The organism is Streptomyces sp. NPDC001137 (assembly GCF_040298885.1).
Lineage (GTDB): Bacteria > Actinomycetota > Actinomycetes > Streptomycetales > Streptomycetaceae > Streptomyces.
In genome coordinates this window covers 175674-192286 of sequence record NZ_JBEPBA010000020.1, presented here as the reverse complement: position 1 = coordinate 192286, position 16613 = coordinate 175674, and the positions used below count along the sequence as shown (strand labels likewise).

The following is a 16613-nucleotide window of genomic DNA, read 5'->3' as shown; positions in this document are numbered from 1 at the left end:
TGGGGGGCGCCCCCGCCGGGGGGGGGGGGGGGGGGGGGGGGGGGGGGGGGGGCGCGGCGGGGGGGGGGGGGGGGGGGGGGGGGGGGGGGGGGGGGGCCCCCCCCCCCCCCCCCCCTCGGTCTTCGGCCTCGTCCTCACACGCCGGACGGGTTGAAAATATGTGGCGTCCCGCAGCAGCCCAGACCAGGAGTTGATGATGACGACCACTGTCGTGCGTACCGTCGCCGGAGCGGTGCGGGGGCGCCGTGAGGACGGTCTGACGGTGTTCCGCGGCATTCCGTTCGCGGAACCGCCCGTCGGGAAGGACCGGTTCGGGGCGCCGCGTCCCGTGCGGGCCTGGGAGGGGACCCGGGAGGCGTACGAGTTCGGGCCGCCGCCTCCGCAGGAGTCCGGCTTCCAGGGGCGCAGGGCCGTGCTGAACGTCCCCGAGGGCGACGAGTGGCTGACCGTCAATGTCTGGACCCCGGAGGCGGATTCGGGCGGTCTGCGGCCGGTGATGGTGTGGATCTACGGCGGGGCCTACAAGCTGGGGCACTCCGGCAGTCCCGGTTACGACGCCCAGCGCATCGCGCGTGACGGTGACGTGGTCGTCGTGACGCTCAACTACCGGGTGGGGATCGAGGGGTTCGCGCTCATCGAGGGGGCGCCTGCCAATCGGGGGCTGCTCGACCAGGTGGCCGCGCTGGAGTGGGTGCGGGAGAACATCGCCGAGTTCGGCGGGGATCCCGGGCAGGTGACCGTCTTCGGTGAATCCGCCGGGGCCGGGTCGGTGGCCTCGCTGCTGGCCATGCCGAGCGCGCGGGGGCTCTTCCGGCGGGCCGTCGCGCAGAGCGTGCCCGGGACCTACTTCTCCGGCGAGCTGGCCCGTGACATCGCCTCCGCCATCGCCAAGGAGGCGGGGCTGCGCCCGACGGCGGCCGATCTCGCGACCGTCGAGCCGCGTCGACTGACCTCGGTGGGTGAGGCGTTGAGCGCGCGGATGATGTCGTACGCGGACCGATGGGGGCAGGTGGCCCCGACGGCCACCCCCTTCTCGCCGGTGGTCGACGGCGAGGTGCTGCCGTGCACGCCCTGGCAGGCGCTGAGGGCGGGCGCGGGGAAGGACGTCGACCTGCTCGTCGGGCACAACCGGGACGAGTTCCGGCTGTTCCTCGTGCTCGGCGGGATGCTGGGCAAGATCGGGGAGGAGCAGGCGGGCTGGGCGCTGCGGACCTTCGGTCCGGGGCCGGACGGGGAGCGGGCGTACCGCGCGGCCTTCCCGGAGGCCTCGCCGGGTGAGCTGTTCGAACGCGTGCAGACGGACTGGTTGTTCAACATGCCCTCACTGCACCTGGCCGAGGCACAGGTCGCGGGTGGCGGACGCGCCCATGCCTACGAGCTGACCTGGGCGGCCCCCGGCGGCGGGGGCGGCCTCGGATCCTGCCACGGACTGGACATCCCGCTGCTGTTCGGCACGTTCCAGGCGGACCTGGGGCAGTTGCTGTTCGCGGGTACGGGGGCCACCGCGGAGGGGGAGGCGCTGTCGTCCCGGTTCCGGGAGTCCTGGACGGCGTTCGCGCGGACGGGGGATCCGGGCTGGCCGGCGTTCGAGCCGGGGGAGCGCCTGGTCCAGGTGCTGGATGCCGGGCCGAAGGCACAGGTCGGGCCGTATCCGGAGGAGACCTCACGACGGCTGTGGGAGGGGTACGAGTTCGCGCCGCTCCCGCTGCTCAAGTAGGCGGCGCTAGAGGTTTCCGAGCGGCTCGATGTCGACCTTCACCGGTGTGCCCCAGACACGCAGCACCTCGTAGTCGGTGAACTCGTGCACCAGCCGGTACGCCATCGCGGGGCGGGGCCCGCGGCGCTGAGCGGCCAGATACAGCTCGGCCTCGCGCCGGTCCCGCCTCGGCGTCCCGCACAGGTGCCAGGTCTGGCCGTTCCACGCCTCCGCCAGCCAGCGCTGCTGGGGCTGCGGGCGGTCGGCGCTGACGCCGTAGCGGGAAGGGGCGGTCTCGGTGGTGTGCGGGGGCACGGGGCCGCCGTTGAACTCGGCGCGGCGGGCCGCCCGGCGCCGGGTCTCGCAGAGCAGGCAGAGGTCGTGGGCGTTCTCGTCGACCGGGCCGTTCGGGTGCTCGGGGCAGCGGGTGGCGGGCGCGGCGCCGGTGACGCTCTCGTCCAGCAGGTCCAGGGCGCGACGGAGGTCGGCCTTGACCTCGTGGAGCCTGGAGTCGGGGGTGTCGGCGGTGAGGGCCTCGCCGTGCTCGCCGAGGAGGCGGAGGGCGCGGCCCAGGGCGGTCAGCTGGGCGTGGTTCATGGTCGGTCGGCCCGGTCCTTCCGTTGCTCGGTGGCTCAGGGTGGGCAACATCCCTCAGGAACACGGGGAGGCGTCATGGGCAAGGGTAAGCGGGAGCGTGACAGAGCGCTGGCCATGGGGGCGGACGCTGCGTATGGCCGCTATGTGCGGTTCGCCTGTCCCGCCTATTCGCATGCCTGGATTTTCTTCGGGCCCTTTACCGTGGCCTCCGGATGGGCCACCGCACTCGATCTGGTGCACATCGTCAGAGGGGAGGGCGGCATGTTGCACGGCTGGTTCGTTCCCCTCGGTGTGGCGTCGACCCTGCTCATGGGCTACGGCCTCTTCACGGACGTCATCGAGCGGCGCGTGGGTGGCCCCACCCCCCGGCTGTACTGCTTCCAGCACGGTGTCGTGGTGGCCACCCGAGGTGTCCTGCGGGCCTATCGCTGGACCGAGCTCACCATCGACCGCCAGAAATGGGAGAGGGGGACCGGGGACGGCCTCGACACGGGAACCAGAAGCACCGTGAAGGCACAGGACGGACGCGTGGTCGTCGTGTTCGAAGGCAACGAGCCGGGGCGCGCCGGCGGCTGGGAGATGGAACAGCTTCACAAGGCAGCGACGCGCGGACGCGGTACCCCCGCGCCGGTCACGTCATCGACGCCACACCCTCGACGAACGCCGCCCAGGCCGCCGTACCGAAAGCCAGCTTCGGGCCGTCAGGGTTCTTTGAATCGCGCACGGGGACGACGCCGACGTAGGCGTCGGTGACCTCCAGGCAGTTGCCGCCGCTACCGCCGCTGTAACTCGACTTGTGCCAGGTGGCCGTGCTCAGGTCGTAGTCAGGGGTGTTCCTCATGGGCGTAATCCTGCGCCAACGCCTCGATCAGGGCCAGGGACTTCTCCTGCGGTAGTGCGGAGGCCACGAGGAGGTCGAACCTGAACCTCAGTTGGGTGACCGTTGACGGGTCGTCCTCCAGTCGCCCGGTGCCGACCCCCTCGAAGTAGGCCAGCGGAGGGGCGTCCTCGAACTCCATGAGCTTCAGCGCACCCTCCATCACCGCGTGGGCCCCTGCGCTGAGCGGCAGTACTTGCACGATGACCCGGCTCCGGCGGGCCAGATCGCGGATGTGGCACAGGGCTTCCGCCATGACTGCCCGTCCGCCGGTCTCCCGAAGCAATGCCGCCTCGTCAAGTACCACCCACAACACCGGCTTTGTTGGGTGATCGAGTAGACGGATCCTCTCCAGTCGTGCGTCCACCCACTGGTCGACTGTTTCCTCCGGTGTCGTCGGGTCGTACGCGCGGATGACGGCGCGTGCGTATGCAGGTGTCTGCAGCAGCCCGGGGATCAGTTGCGGTGCGTACTCCCTGATGGCCGTGGCTTGGGCTTCCGCCTCCGCCGCCTCCGCGAAGTGCTCGGGATACTTCGACTTGGCCGCCGCCCGGCAGTTCCGCAGGAAGAAGCCCCCGGTCTCCAACACCTCATCCAGCAACCGCGCATACTCCGGCATCATCCGCCGAGTCCCAGCCTCCAGCTGCCCGATGAACGACCCGCTCACGAACAGCCGCAGCCCGAGCTCCTCCTGGCTCAACCCGGCCTGCTCGCGCGCGTGTCGCAATTCCGCGCCCAGCAAAGCCCGCGGTGATGACGACGGATCGAGGTCCTTGGGTCCCGGCATGTGCAACTCCCTGTCGGACGGAGGGCGTTGTTGGAACGTCTCGTATGGCCAGGTTAGGGGCGTTGCGGCCACGCTGTGTTGCGAACAGCAAACTCAGCGTGGAGGTATGAGCAACGTGCGGTCGACCGAAGAAGTCGTCGAAAGCCTGCGGGAGGCCCTCACCGGCGTCGGGGTGGCCCTGCCGTCCCTGTGCGTCGATCCCGTGACCGCGGCGAGCGAGGAGCCGTTCGCGCTCGTCGACCTCGGGCGCTGCAATGTCCGTACGGCGGAGAAGCTGGCGTCGGTGCTGCGGGGGGAGCGGCCGGCGGTCGGTGCGTACGCGACCGATGTGCGGGACGGGCGGGTCGGCGAGGTCATGGGGCATGTCGGCGGGCGGGTGCAGCTGCGGCCGGTCGGCGGCGGGCGGGAGTGGGAGTGCCCGCCGGAGGCGGTGGGAGCCGCACCGCCGGAGGCGGTGTTGCGGGCGCGGGTTCGCAGGGCCAACAACGAAGGCCGGCTGCCTTGCTGAGGGGTGAGTGCACCGCCCAGTTCCTTGCGGCGGTCGTACACGGCCTTGGCGAAGGCCTACGGGTGGCCACCGCACGGGCAACCTGTGCCGCCTCGTGCATACGGGTCCTGCGGCCTGCCGGCAGCCCTGACGGTCAGCGGGCCGCAGCCGCCAGCGCCGCCCGCAGATGCCCGTCCGAGTCCTCCAGCAGCCGCGCCGCCGTGGGGCCGTCCACGCCGGCCAGGATGGTGAGGATGGCGTTCTTCACCTCGCCGTCGGTGGCCGCGAGGGCGCGCTCGATCTCGTCGTCCGAGGCGCCCGTGGCGAGGGCGACGATCCTTCGAGAGCGGGCGCGCAGCTTCTCGTTCGAGGCGCGGACGTCGACCATCAGGTTCCCGTACGTCTTGCCGAGCCGGATCATCGTGATCGTCGAGAGCATGTTGAGGACCAGCTTCTGCGCCGTGCCCGCCTTGAGGCGGGTGGAGCCGGTGAGCAGCTCGGGTCCGACGACGACCTCGATGCCGTGCTCGGCGGCCGCCGCGAGCGAGCTGTCCGCGTTGCAGGCGAGGCCGATGGTCAACGCCCCCCGCGCGCGGGCGTGCCGCACGGCCGCGATCGCGTACGGGGTGCGGCCGGAGGCGGAGACACCGACCACGGTGTCGGCGGCGATGAGGCGCAGGGTGTCGAGGTCGCTGCGGGCGAGTTCCGCGGAGTCCTCGGCGCCCTCGACGGAGGTGACCATGGCGTCGGGACCGCCCGCGATCAGGCCGACGACCTGCTCCGGGTCGGTGTTGAAGGTCGGCGGGCACTCGGAGGCGTCCAGCACGCCGAGCCGGCCGGCGGTGCCGGCACCGGCGTAGATCAGCCGCCCGCCCCGGGCCATCCGCTCGGCCACGGCGTCGATGGCGGCGGCGATGGACGGAAGCTGCCGGGCCACGGCTGCCGGCACGGTGGCGTCCTCGCCGTTCATGAGCCGGGCGATGTCGAGTGTGGGCAGCCGGTCGATCTCGGCGAGGTCGGGCCGGAAGGCCTCGGTGGTCAGCGATTCCAACTCGGCGCGGAGATCACGGGGGTTGGAGGTGGAGGTCATGGGGGCGGCTCTTTCAGATGTGCGGTCCGGTCTCGTGCCTGCGACTGCCTGCACTGCCTGCGACGTCTGCTGTGACTACCTGTGACTACCTGCGGTGCCGGTGCGCCAGTGCCTCGTACGAAGCGGCCAGCGCCGGCGCCGCCGTCTCGTACGTCTTCTGCGCCACCCCCACGAACAGGCAGTCCACGACGAGGAGTTGACTGGTCCGGGAGGACATGGCCGCGGGCCTCAGCTCGCTCTCCCGCGCGGTCGACGTCGTCAGCACATGGTCGGCGTACTGGGCGACCGCCCCGTCCGGCCGTCCGGTGATCGCCACCGTCGTGGCCCCGTGCTCGAAGGCGACCCGCAAGGGCTCGATGACGTCCCCGGTGGACCCGGAGTGCGTGATCGCGATGGCGACGTCTCCCGACCGCAGCTGCACCGCGTTCGTCACGGCCAGATGCGGATCACTGTGCGCCTGGGCTATCAGCCCTATCCGCAGCAGCTTCTGGGTGAGGTCCTGGGCGACGAGCCCGGACGCCCCGACCCCGTACACATCGATGCGTCGCGCGACCGCCGCCGCGGCGACCGCCGCCCCCAACTGCACCGTGTCCAGCCCGGCGGCCGTATCGGCCAGCGTCTGCTGCTCGTCGTACGCGAGTTTCGCCACGACATCGGCGATCGGATCGTCGACCGCGATGTCGGTGGTGATGGCGGGCGCCCGCCCGGACTGCTGCTGCGCCGCGAGGCCGGCGAGGGCGAGGCGCAGATCCCGGTACCCCGGATACCCGAGCAGCCGGGCCGTCCGTACGACCGTCGCCTCGCTGGTGCCGGTGAGCTCGGCGAGGCCGGTGACCGTGAGGGCCGCGCAGCCGGCCGGGTCGCCCGCGACGGCCTCGGCGACGCGCTGCATGGAGCGGGTCATGGAGGGTGCGAGCGTGCGCACCTTCGCGGCGAGGGCGGCGGGAGCGGGAGGCGCGCTCGACCGGCCTGCCGCACCGGAGAAAATTTCCTTCACGTCCTGGGTCACTCATGAAAGATATTTTCGGCACGGTGTCCCGGTCAAGAGTGCGCACAATGGGGGCATGCACCCCATCAGCCCCCTGGAGCAGGCGCTGCACGCCGCACGCGCCCTCGTACTCGCCGATCTGGCCGCGCGCGAGGTCGCCGCGGCGGACGTGGTGTCCATGGTCGAGGAGTCCGTCGTCCAGCGGCGATGGTGGGTGGAGCAATGGCCGGAGGGCGTCGAGTACGTCGCCGGGCTGGTCGCGCAGGACGTCCAGGACGCCCTGCTGGAGACCTACGGCCGCTGGCCCCTGTGCCCGGTCTGCGGCGGCGGCGACCCGCACGCCCTCGACGTCGAGCCGGAGCTCGGCCCCGACCCGCACTGGGTCTGCCACAAGGCGGGCGTGAAGGTGGCGGCGGTCGGCACGCTGGGCTCGGCCACGGGCGGGTCGTCGTCCTCGTGACCGTCTACATCGACCCACCGACCTGGCCCGGCCACGGCCGCATGTGGTCCCACCTGGTCAGCGACGTCTCCTACGACGAACTCCACACCTTCGCCGAGAAACTGGGCGTGCCCCCGCGTGCCTTCGAGCGGGACCACTACGACATCCCGTCGCACCGGTATGCGGATGCGGTGGCGGCGGGGGCGGTGCAGGTCAGCAGCCGGGAGGTGGTGCGGCTGCTGACGGGGGCGGGACTCCGGCGGCCGAAGGGGCGGCCTCAGCGCCCCAGTTCGTAGGCCAGGCCCTCCTCGTCCTCGCCCGCCTTCCTGAAGCCCGCGCGGGTGACCACCGACTGGGACGGGACGTTGTCCCGTTCGACCGTGGCGAAGAGCGTGCGGACGTCGTCCCGTGCCAGGGCCCAGTCCGACAGCGCGCGCAGGGCCTCGGTCGCGTAGCCGTTGCCGCGGGCCGCTTCGGTGAGGTCGTAGCCGATCTCGGTGCGGCCCTCCTCGTCGGGGACGCCGTGGAAGCCGATGCCGCCGATCGCGCGGCCGTCCTCGCGGCGGACGAGGGCGAAGACGCCGAACTCCGGGCGGTGCACGCCCTCTTCGTACGCCTTCAGCATGAAGTTCGAGGCCTCCCGGGGGCCCTCGAACGGGCCGCCGTCCAGCCAGTCGAAGCCGCCGTCGCCGCCCGCCACCAGATCGCGTGCGGCCGCGGGGGTGATGCCCTGGAGGGTGAGGCGGTCGGTGGGGAGGACCAGGTTGTTGTTCCAGCGCCACCCGGTGAGGCGGGCGCGGCCGGGGAGTTCGCCGCGGCCGGTGGCCCAGAGGAAGGTGCGCCAGTGGTCCGGGCTCGGCTGGACGTGCGGGAAGATGCGGGTGAGGACGGACTCGGCCAGTGCGGCCGGGGGTTCGTACTCCAGGCCCAGGCCGCCCGCGATGTCGTGCGTGTGGGCGAGGACCTCGGCGATGCCCATCGCGGCGAAGCCCTCGCGGTTCGCGCTGCGGAACGGGTACGGGTGGAAGCCGCGGGCCTCGCGGGGCGCGGTGCGGACGGCCGCGGCGAGCAGGGCCCCGGTCGTCTCGATCACATGCAGCAGGCCGGTGTTGTCGGTGCCCTCGTCGAGGGTGATCTCGAAGGGGACGTAGCCGTCCTTCGCGCGTCCGGCCAGATTCGCGGCGTACGCGATGAGGTCCTCCGCGACGTGGAACGCCGTCTCGTGGCAGTTCCACTCCAGTCCGGCCGCCTTCACCTCCGTCCAGTCCCGGTCCACCGCCGGCCGCAGCGCTGCCACGCAGCCCGCCACGGCCTCTTCCACCTGATCCCCGCCCCATGCACGCATGGGGCGCAGACTATGCGGACGGGTCCGTCGGGAGCGACAGCATTTCCAGCTCGGAGGTGAGGTTGTACCGCGCCGTCGCCTCCCACTCCGTCTGGCCGTACGGCGTCCTGAACAGTCTCGGCAGGTCGAGGAGTTGGCGCAGGATCGCGGCGCGGCCCGTGCGGAAGGCGTCGCTCGGGACGAAGTGGTACTCCTCGCGTACGGCGGCCGTGTACGCGGCGTACGCGGACGGGGGCGAGGCCAGGATCGCCAGGTCGGCGTCGCACAGGACCTGGCCGTCGCGGTCGTCGTCGGCCGGGTCGTGGCCGACGGTGAGGCGGACCAGACGGGCCACCTCGGCGGTCTTCGCCTCGGAGAGGCCCGCCTCGGGGAGGGCACGCTCGGCGAGGCGGGCCGAGCGCTCCTCGTTCTCGGAGCGGTCGGGGAAGTAGACCGCGTCGTGGAACCAGGCGGCGAGGCGTACGACGTCCGGATCGGCCGCGTACTTCTCCAGTGCGTCGACGTGGTCGAGGACCGCCGTGAGGTGCGCGAGCGTGTGGTAGTGGCGCTGCGGTTCCTGCCATCGGGCGAGGAGGTTGTCCGCGTACGGGGCCGGGTCGGGGCCGGCGGCGGGGGAGCGGGCTCCTTCCAGGGCGCGGTTCCAGCGGGTGCGCAGGGCATCGACATCAGGGCGGGCGTGATCGGCCATGCGCCCATTCTCCCGCCTCTCCGGCGCCCGCGGCCTCTCCCGTCGATCATCCGGTGCCCCTAGCGTGGCCCCCATGACGACAACTGACGACGTACGCGACCCCGAGCTGCCCGGACGGCTCCTGACCGTCGAGCGCGACGCCCTGATCCCGCTTCTCCGCGCCCGCCCGGACGCGGACTTCGCACTGCCCACCACCGCGTGTCCGGGGTGGACGGTGCGGGACGTCCTCGCGCACTGTTCCGCCGCGCTGCTGCGGGTGGTGGAGAGCCGTTTCGAGGAGGGTGTCTTCTCTCCCGCCTCCAACGACCGGGACATCGCCGAGCGCGCCGACTGGACGAACCAGCAGGTCGTGGACGAGCTGGAGCGCGGGATGGCCGAGGCCGGCCCGGCGATCGCCAAGGCGGGCGGTCTGCTGGACCGGGTCGCGCTGGGCGAGTGGGTGCACGCGGGCGACGTCCGGGACGTCTGGGGTGAGCCGCAGGCATACGGGGGCCCGGGCCTCCCGGACGCCCTCGCCCTCCTCGCCCGGATCACCCGCGAGCGGGGCCGTCTGCCGCTGCACGCCGACCTCGACGACGTGGACGAGCCGCTGCTGCTGGGGGAGGCGAGCGGGGAGCGGAACCCGGCGCGCTTCATCGGTGACTCCGCGACTCTCGTACGGCTCTACGCGGGCCGCGCGGTGCCCGAGGGCACGTCGTACGAGCTGGTGGGAGCTGAGGCGGCGGAGCTGAACATGTTCGGCTGACGGACCGCGGCCGCGGCAGGGGCAGGGGGCGACGGGCTGAATTTCGCCGGCCGGGGCTTGATCTTTCAGTCCCGCCGCAGGGCCGGGCCCCGGGGGCGATCTCGCGGTCGTCCACCCCGTCGTCGTACCCTGAGATTGGACTAGACCTGTAGCCGCTCCAGGGGAACACCGACGGAAGGGGTCCTATGAGCATGCGTGCAGTCCTGGAGGTGATCGCCCTCGACGCCGAGGACGCGGTCGCCGCCCAGGCCGGAGGCGCGGACCGGCTGGAGCTGGTCACCGACATGGCGGCCGACGGGCTGACCCCGTCGGTCGAGACCTTCGCCGGGATCCGTGCCGCCGTCGACATCGACCTGCGCGTGATGCTGCGGCCGGCGGACGGGTTCGCCGCGGGGGAGGTGGAGCCGCTGGTCCGGGTCGCCCGGGAGCTGCGGGCGGCCGGGGCGGAGGAGTTCGTGCTCGGGTTCCTCGACGCGGACGGGCAGGTCGACCTCGACGCCGTGAAGCAGGTCGTGGCGGAACTGGACGGCTGCCGCTGGACCTTCCACCGCGCGATCGACCGGGCCGCGGACCGGGACGCACTGCGCAGGCAACTGGACGGCCTGCCGGGCCACGACACCTATCTCACGGCCGGTTCGGCCGCCGGCGTGGACGACGGCCTCCCCACCCTGCTCGCCGAGGCGGCGCGGTGCGGGGAGCCCGGGTATGAGCCGCGGATCATGGTGGGCGGGGGGTTGCGGCTGGAGCATGTGCCACAGCTGCGGGCGGCGGGGATCGACGCCTTTCACATCGGCGGGGCCGCCCGGCCGGGGGGCTGGGACGGGCCCGTGTCCGCGGCGGCGGTTGCCGAGTGGCGGGCGGTGCTGGACCGGGTCTAGCGCTTCAGGGGACGCAGGCACAGCGGCCTGTCGTGGTTCTTGCTGTACATCGGGCCGGCGGAGTGTTCCCCGGCCGCGCAGTCGGGGCTCGTCCAGGGGTGGACGCTGTACTGCGCGGCGGCGGAGTCACAGGGCTCGGGCTTGAGATCGTCCATGGGCCAGGCGGCGTCGTTGCGGGCGCACGAGCCGACCGTGAGGGTCGGGTAGTCGTGGGTCGGGTAGGCGGAGGCGTCGGTGCTTCCGGTGCTGTCGGTGCTGTGACTCGGCCCGACCACCAGGCCGATGATCAAAAGCACCGGAATCGCGGCCACCACGAGGCCGACCAGGCTCAGCGGGATCAGGGCGAGGATGCCCGCCGGCCGCCGGAACACCGGTTTGCCCGGATCCAGCGGCGGCCGGAAGCCCGCCGTGGCCGGCTCCGGGATGCGCCGGATGCCGGACAGGGCGCCGAGGTTGGCCAGCAGCGTGAAGGGCGTGATGAACACCGACAGCGGTCCCCACCAGCCCATCACCATGGTGTCGGCCTGCATGTCCCGGAAGCTCGCCAGCGCGCAGGTACGGCAGAACATCCCCTCGCGCCGCAGGAACCGCATCATCACCACCATGCCCTGGTGCCCGCGGACGGTCACCGGCGCCGCGGGCATCGCCCCGCACACCTGGCAGGCCGCCATCGGTGCGCCGTACTGCTGCGGCCAGGAGGGAGCGGGCGGGTACGCCCCCGAGGGCTGTGCGTACGGACCTGGGCCCGGCGCCTGCTGATACGGCCCGGAAGGGTGCTGGTACGGCCCCGGAATCGGCTGGTGGGCAGGGTGCGAGGGTGGCGGCGTGCTCAACGGGGGCCTTTCCGGGGGGACATGACACAGCGGGAAGCACCCTACTCGGCCAGCTGCGGCGGCAGCGGTGCCGCATGCGTCACGATCAGTCCGGACACCGCGCGGGTCAGCGCCACGTACAGGCGGCGCAGGCCGGTCCGTTCGTCGGGCTCGCCGTCGACCACCGCCTGCGGCTCGTCCAGGACCACGTAGTCGTACTCCAGGCCCTTCGCGAGGGACGCCGGAACCAGGGTGAGGCGGGCCTCGGCCGTCGTCTCCTCACCGGGGGCCAGGTAGCTGATCCCGGCCGTCGTCAGCGCCTCCGCCAGCGCCGGGACGCGGGCGTCGGCCGCGATCAGGCCTGTCGATCCCTCGTTGCGGAGCAACTCCTCGCAGGCGGCGACCACTTCGGAGGTGTTCTCGATCGGGCGGAGGGCGAAGAAGCCCGGGTTCTCGCGGACCGACGCGACCGGCGTGAGACCGGGGGCGATGTGCGGCAGCAGACGGGAGGCGTAGGTGATGACGTCCGTCGGGACGCGGAAACCGGCCGTCAGCTCCTCGATCACGCCGTCCGGCTTGCCGAGGTGGGCGAGCGCCTCCTCCCAACTCCGCGTCGCCCAGGGCGTGGTGCCCTGCGCCAGGTCGCCGAGGACGGTCGCCGAACCGGTGGTGCAGCGGCGGCCGACCGCGCGGTACTGCATGGGGGAGAGGTCCTGCGCCTCGTCCAGGACCACATGTCCCAGGGAGTGCGTGCGCTGCACGAGGTCCGTCGTCTCGTCGATCAACACGGCGTCCGCCGCGGACCACTTGGCGGACTTCACGCTGCGGACCGGCTTCGACCAGAGAATCGTCTTCTGCTCGTCCTCGTCCAGGACTCCCTCCGCGTGTACGGCGAGGAAGTCCGCGTCCGAGAGCAGGCGCAGCACGAGTTTCGCCGGGTCGACCGGCGGCCACATCTGTTTGACGGCCGCCTTCACCGCCGCGTTGCGGGCCACCGCGTCCTGCACCCGGTCGTCCGGCGCCTCCCCCGACCGCTCCATCTGCACCAGCACGGCGTGCGCGATGCGCTGCGGGAGGGCCTCACGGGCGGCGCCGTAGCGGATGCCGCGGTCGAGCAACTCCCGGACCATGTCCTCCAGTTCGTATGCGGGCACCCGCCAGCGGCGGGAGCCGCGCACGACGACGAGCGGCTCGGTCGGCATGGTGACATGGGAGTGGACGGCCCGCCGCAGCACCTCCGCCATCCTCGCGTCGCCCTTGACGACCGCGGCCGCCGCGTCGTCGGTGCCCCGGATCTCGATGCCGCCCGCGACGAGGTCGTCCACCGTGGCCTGCTGGACCGTCAACTCGCCGAGGGCGGGCAGGACTTGCTCGATGTAGTGCAGGAAGGACCTGTTGGGCCCGATGACGAGGGTGCCGGTGCGGGCGAGCCGCTCACGGTGGGCGTAGAGCAGATACGCGACGCGGTGCAGGCCGACGGCCGTCTTTCCGGTCCCGGGACCTCCCTGCACGCACACCGTCCCACCCAGCCCGGACCTCACGATCTCGTCCTGCTCGGGCTGGATGGTCGCCACGATGTCCCGCATCGGGCCGACGCGCGGGCGCTCGATCTCCTGCTGGAGCAGCTTGCTGGTGCGGGCGGCCTCGGCCGGGTCGGAGAGGTGCTCGTCCTCGTACGCGGTGATGTCACCGCGGGTGTAACCGAAGCGGCGGCGCAGCGCGATGTCCAGCGGGTCCTTCTTGGATGCCCGGTAGAACGGCTGGGAGACCGGGGCCCGCCAGTCGATGACCATCGGGTCGCCGTCGTGGTCGTGCACGTGCCGGCGCCCGATGTAGAACCTCTCGCCGTCCGCGCCCTCGGCCCGGTCGGCGCCCGGGGAGTGCAGGTAGTCGAGGCGGCCGAAGAACAACGGGGTGTCGCTGAGGTCGGCCAGCGCCTTGATGCGCTCGTCGATCTGGCGGGCCAGGACCTCGGCGTTGACCCAGTTCGCGGTGACGTCGCTGATGTCGAGCGACTCGACGTCCTCACGCATGGCGCGCAGGGCGGCACGGGATGCGGCGAGATGGGCGCGCTCGCGGGAGAGGGGGTCGTCGAGAGGGGCGGGGTCGTCGACGGGCGTGGACAAGGCGGTGCCTCCGAAGGCGCTACGGGCTGGGGCTGCGAGGTGCCGGCCGGTTTCCGTCCGGACGGCGGCGCTCCGCGGAGGGAGGCGGGCAAGAGCGGAGATTCTAGGTGAGCGGGACAGGCGGGGGCCAACGGTTTTTCCGCGCCCTGCCCACGCCCTGTCCTCCCCCTGCCCATCCCCTCCCTCTCGGGACCCCCTAGGGGATGTCCCCGTCATACCGGGGAGGGAGGGCCACGACCGGAGGCGTACGCGGCGACCAAGGAGGTTCGGTCCGCAGGCCGATGCCCCCTTTATGCCTGCCGATCCACCATGGATACATGAGCGCAGCAACCATCACCCCAGGCCCCGGCAGGCCGGGTCCGCCCGGCGCCACCCCCGTTCTCGGCAGCCACCGTCACCGCCTCGGCGACGCCCTGCGTGCCCTGAAGGTGTTCGCGGGCGCCGCCTTCGACGTGGTGATCCTCGGCGAGTACGGCGAGGAAGCGGGCGTACGCCGTAAGTGAAGGCGTCCCTACGCGTCCTCCGCCAAGAGTTCGTCCGCGTCCACGATCCGGTAGGCGTACCCCTGTTCCGCCAGGAAGCGCTGGCGGTGGGCGGCGAAGTCCTGGTCGATGGTGTCGCGGGCGACGACCGAGTAGAAGTGCGCCTGGTGGCCGTCGGCCTTGGGGCGCAGCACGCGTCCCAGCCGCTGGGCCTCCTCCTGGCGTGAGCCGAAGGTGCCCGACACCTGGATGGCGACCGTCGCCTCCGGCAGGTCGATGGAGAAGTTCGCGACCTTGGAGACGACGAGGACGCTGATCTCGCCCTCCCGGAAGGCGTCGAAGAGCTTCTCGCGCTGGGCGTTGGAGGTCTCGCCCTTGATGACGGGGGCGTTCAAGTGCTCGCCCAGCTCGTCGAGTTGGTCGATGTACTGCCCGATGACGAGGATCTGCTGGCCCGCGAAACGGCGCACGATCGCCTCGGTGACCCTCCGCTTGGTCTCCGTCGTGGCGCAGTAGCGGTACTTCTCCTCCTGCTCGGCGGTGGCGTAGGCGAGCCGCTCGGAGTCGGTGAGGTTGACCCGGACCTCCACGCAGTCGGCGGGCGCGATGTACCCCTGCGCCTCGATCTCCTTCCACGGCGCGTCGAACCGCTTGGGCCCGATCAGCGAGAACACGTCCGACTCGCGTCCGTCCTCGCGCACCAGGGTCGCGGTCAGCCCCAGCCGCCGCCGTGCCTGAAGATCCGCCGTGAACTTGAAGACCGGCGCGGGCAGCAGATGCACCTCGTCGTAGACGATCAGCCCCCAGTCGCGGGAGTCGAAGAGCTCCAGGTGCGGGTAGATGCCCTTCCGCCGGGTGGTCAGCACCTGGTACGTGGCGATGGTGACCGGCCGGATCTCCTTGCGCGTACCGCTGTACTCACCGATCTCGTCCTCGGTGAGACTCGTGCGCTTCACCAGCTCGTGCTTCCACTGCCGCGCCGAGACGGTGTTGGTGACGAGGATCAGGGTCGTCGACTTCGCCTGCGCCATGGACCCGGCGCCGACGAGCGTCTTGCCCGCCCCGCACGGCAGTACGACGACGCCGCTCCCGCCGTGCCAGAAGTTCTCCACGGCCTGCTTCTGGTACGGCCGCAGTGCCCAGCCGTCCTCGTTCAGCTCGATCGGGTGCGCCTCGCCGTCGACGTATCCCGCGAGGTCCTCGGCGGGCCAGCCCAGCTTCAGCAGCGTCTGCTTGATCTGCCCGCGCTCCGACGGGTGCACGGCGACGGTGTCCGGGTCGATCCGCGCCCCGACCAGCGGGGCGATCCGCTTCGAGCGCAGGATCTCCTCCAGCACCGGCCGGTCGGTGGTGGTGAGCACCAGTCCGTGCGCGGGGTCCTTGCTGAGGGTCAGCCGCCCGTACCGGTCCATGGTGTCCGCGACGTCGACCAGCAGCGCGTGCGGCACGGGATACCGGCTGTACTGCACGAGCGCGTCCACGACCTGCTCGGCGTCGTGCCCCGCCGCGCGCGCGTTCCACAGCCCCAGCGGCGTCACCCGGTACGTGTGGATGTGCTCGGGCGCCCGCTCCAGCTCCGCGAACGCCGCGATGGCCCGGCGGCACTCGTCGGCCTGCTCGTGGTCGACCTCGAGAAGCAGGGTCTTGTCGGACTGGACGATGAGTGGACCATTCACGTGGGGCACCCTTTCCGTACGGCCGCTGTCGGCCGCCAAACGTCCAGTGTGCCGCATGTGGCGGACAACGGACCCGGGCCAAGATCAGAACAGCAGGGGCCGGCCGGACCACCAGGTGTAGAGCAGATCGGCGTCGGTGTCCTCGCTCACCACGCCGACCAGCTCGTCGTGGTAGCTCCAGGCCATCCGGTACTTGCTCTCGCGCCACCGGCACGTCAGCTCGCCGAGGACCTCGCCCCCGTAGAGCCAGGTGCCGTGCCATTCACCGGCTGCGCTGCACCGGTCGCCGTCGGGGGTTCCCATCTCGCGCACTTCGGTGCGCATCCAGGCGTCCAACATGGACCGGGAGGCGAAGGAGTACACGAAGGATTTCCAGTGCGGATGGTTCTCCGCACTGCTGCGGCACCGGACTGCCGCTCTGGCGGCTCCGACCTTCGTGTCGTACTGCGTGCACTCGTAGAGGGAGCCTCTGCCGGAGGCGATGAGATCGATCAGCTCGCTCACGGCGGACGAGGACGTGGTGGCCGGAGCGGGCGTGCTGGCCGGAGCGTCCGTGGTGGCCGGAGGGGACGACGAGGGCTCCCTGGTGGTAGGCGTCCGCAAGGCGCTCGGCCCGTCCCTCCTCGGTGCCGACGAGACCACGGACGCGGACGCCGGGCTGCTGTCCTGCTGGAACACGCCCGTGATCAGAGCGGCGAGTACGCCGCCCACCACCGTCGCGATCGCGCCGATCAGCGCCGACCAGATGATCGCCCGCGAGTTTGTGCGGTGCCCCCGGTCATCGGGCGGTGTCCGCCCTCCCGAATCCCCGTCGCTCATCACGGCCGTCCCCCTGCAGCCCCCGCGCCGTCGACGCGCTTCCACTGGGATAGCACAGGCCACCGTGATCGATACAGCCGC

19 protein-coding genes are annotated in these 16613 nt (G+C 71.9%); 8 read left to right on the top strand and 11 right to left on the bottom strand.

Annotated elements, in window-relative coordinates; all coding sequences use genetic code 11:
- The first annotated feature begins 196 nt into the window (after positions 1-196).
- A complete protein-coding gene (locus ABT254_RS33005) occupies positions 197-1717 on the top strand; it encodes a carboxylesterase/lipase family protein (protein WP_351478223.1) in 1521 nt (506 codons plus the stop codon).
- Positions 1718-1723: 6 nt separating this feature from the next.
- Here ABT254_RS33005 and ABT254_RS33000 read toward each other — a convergent pair whose 3' ends face one another.
- The 3 genes from ABT254_RS33000 to ABT254_RS32990 all read right to left on the bottom strand — a co-directional run bounded on the left by ABT254_RS33000 (position 1724) and on the right by ABT254_RS32990 (position 3957).
- Positions 1724-2293, bottom strand: a complete 570-nt coding sequence (locus ABT254_RS33000) for a hypothetical protein (RefSeq protein WP_351478220.1) — start codon at positions 2291-2293, stop codon at positions 1724-1726.
- 631 nt (positions 2294-2924) lie between these two features.
- Positions 2925-3134, bottom strand: a complete 210-nt coding sequence (locus ABT254_RS32995) for a DUF397 domain-containing protein (protein ID WP_351478217.1) — start codon at positions 3132-3134, stop codon at positions 2925-2927.
- Positions 3118-3957, bottom strand: coding sequence for a helix-turn-helix domain-containing protein (locus tag ABT254_RS32990; protein WP_351478242.1), 840 nt, complete (start codon positions 3955-3957; stop codon positions 3118-3120). The genes ABT254_RS32995 and ABT254_RS32990 overlap by 17 nt, the downstream gene beginning before the upstream one ends.
- A gap of 115 nt (positions 3958-4072) precedes the next feature.
- Between ABT254_RS32990 and ABT254_RS32985 the strand changes: the two genes are divergently transcribed.
- A complete protein-coding gene (locus ABT254_RS32985; protein WP_351478239.1) occupies positions 4073-4465 on the top strand; it encodes a hypothetical protein in 393 nt (130 codons plus the stop codon).
- 133 nt (positions 4466-4598) lie between these two features.
- On the opposite strand, the gene murQ is transcribed toward ABT254_RS32985, so the two are convergent.
- Positions 4599-5534 carry an N-acetylmuramic acid 6-phosphate etherase gene (murQ, locus tag ABT254_RS32980; RefSeq protein ID WP_351478214.1) on the bottom strand — a complete coding sequence of 312 codons (936 nt, stop codon included), beginning with the start codon at positions 5532-5534 and terminating at the stop codon, positions 4599-4601.
- An 85-nt stretch (positions 5535-5619) separates the two neighbouring features.
- Positions 5620-6543, bottom strand: coding sequence for a MurR/RpiR family transcriptional regulator (locus ABT254_RS32975; protein ID WP_351478211.1), 924 nt, complete (start codon positions 6541-6543; stop codon positions 5620-5622).
- Positions 6544-6598: 55 nt separating this feature from the next.
- Here ABT254_RS32975 and ABT254_RS32970 point away from each other — a divergent pair, with 55 nt between their 5' ends.
- Positions 6599-6982 (top strand): DUF8819 family protein, encoded by a 384-nt coding sequence (locus tag ABT254_RS32970; RefSeq protein ID WP_351478208.1) that lies wholly within the window; start codon positions 6599-6601, stop codon positions 6980-6982.
- Positions 6979-7257 carry a DUF4031 domain-containing protein gene (locus tag ABT254_RS32965; RefSeq protein WP_351478205.1) on the top strand — a complete coding sequence of 93 codons (279 nt, stop codon included), beginning with the start codon at positions 6979-6981 and terminating at the stop codon, positions 7255-7257. The genes ABT254_RS32970 and ABT254_RS32965 overlap by 4 nt, the downstream gene beginning before the upstream one ends.
- Here the strand turns inward: ABT254_RS32965 and ABT254_RS32960 are convergent.
- Positions 7239-8306, bottom strand: a complete 1068-nt coding sequence (locus ABT254_RS32960; RefSeq protein ID WP_351478202.1) for a GNAT family N-acetyltransferase — start codon at positions 8304-8306, stop codon at positions 7239-7241. The genes ABT254_RS32965 and ABT254_RS32960 overlap by 19 nt on opposite strands.
- A 10-nt stretch (positions 8307-8316) precedes the next feature.
- The gene (locus ABT254_RS32955) at positions 8317-8994 is read right to left on the bottom strand and encodes an HD domain-containing protein (protein ID WP_351478200.1); all 678 of its coding nucleotides are present in this window, start codon (positions 8992-8994) and stop codon (positions 8317-8319) included.
- A 73-nt stretch (positions 8995-9067) separates the two neighbouring features.
- Here ABT254_RS32955 and ABT254_RS32950 point away from each other — a divergent pair, with 73 nt between their 5' ends.
- Both ABT254_RS32950 and ABT254_RS32945 read left to right on the top strand, forming a co-directional pair.
- Complete coding sequence (locus ABT254_RS32950) at positions 9068-9739, top strand: maleylpyruvate isomerase family mycothiol-dependent enzyme (protein ID WP_351478197.1); 672 nt, start codon at positions 9068-9070, stop codon at positions 9737-9739.
- 185 nt (positions 9740-9924) lie between these two features.
- Entirely contained in the window at positions 9925-10617 is a 693-nt protein-coding gene (locus tag ABT254_RS32945) for a copper homeostasis protein CutC (RefSeq protein ID WP_351478194.1), read from the top strand.
- On the opposite strand, the gene ABT254_RS32940 is transcribed toward ABT254_RS32945, so the two are convergent.
- Positions 10614-11147 (bottom strand): hypothetical protein, encoded by a 534-nt coding sequence (locus ABT254_RS32940; RefSeq protein ID WP_351478191.1) that lies wholly within the window; start codon positions 11145-11147, stop codon positions 10614-10616. The genes ABT254_RS32945 and ABT254_RS32940 overlap by 4 nt on opposite strands.
- Between ABT254_RS32940 and ABT254_RS32935 the strand changes: the two genes are divergently transcribed.
- Positions 11146-11376, top strand: a complete 231-nt coding sequence (locus ABT254_RS32935) for a hypothetical protein (protein ID WP_351478190.1) — start codon at positions 11146-11148, stop codon at positions 11374-11376. The genes ABT254_RS32940 and ABT254_RS32935 overlap by 2 nt on opposite strands.
- Before the next feature lie 115 nt (positions 11377-11491).
- Here ABT254_RS32935 and ABT254_RS32930 read toward each other — a convergent pair whose 3' ends face one another.
- Positions 11492-13555, bottom strand: coding sequence for a HelD family protein (locus tag ABT254_RS32930; RefSeq protein ID WP_351478188.1), 2064 nt, complete (start codon positions 13553-13555; stop codon positions 11492-11494).
- Between the two features lie 317 nt (positions 13556-13872).
- On the opposite strand from ABT254_RS32930, the gene ABT254_RS32925 reads away from it, so the two are divergent.
- Positions 13873-14058 (top strand): hypothetical protein, encoded by a 186-nt coding sequence (locus ABT254_RS32925; RefSeq protein ID WP_181922421.1) that lies wholly within the window; start codon positions 13873-13875, stop codon positions 14056-14058.
- 8 nt (positions 14059-14066) lie between these two features.
- Here ABT254_RS32925 and ABT254_RS32920 read toward each other — a convergent pair whose 3' ends face one another.
- A complete protein-coding gene (locus ABT254_RS32920; protein WP_351478184.1) occupies positions 14067-15713 on the bottom strand; it encodes a DNA repair helicase XPB in 1647 nt (548 codons plus the stop codon).
- Between the two features lie 84 nt (positions 15714-15797).
- A complete protein-coding gene (locus tag ABT254_RS32915; protein WP_351478181.1) occupies positions 15798-16532 on the bottom strand; it encodes a hypothetical protein in 735 nt (244 codons plus the stop codon).
- Between the last annotated feature and the right edge of the window lie 81 nt (positions 16533-16613).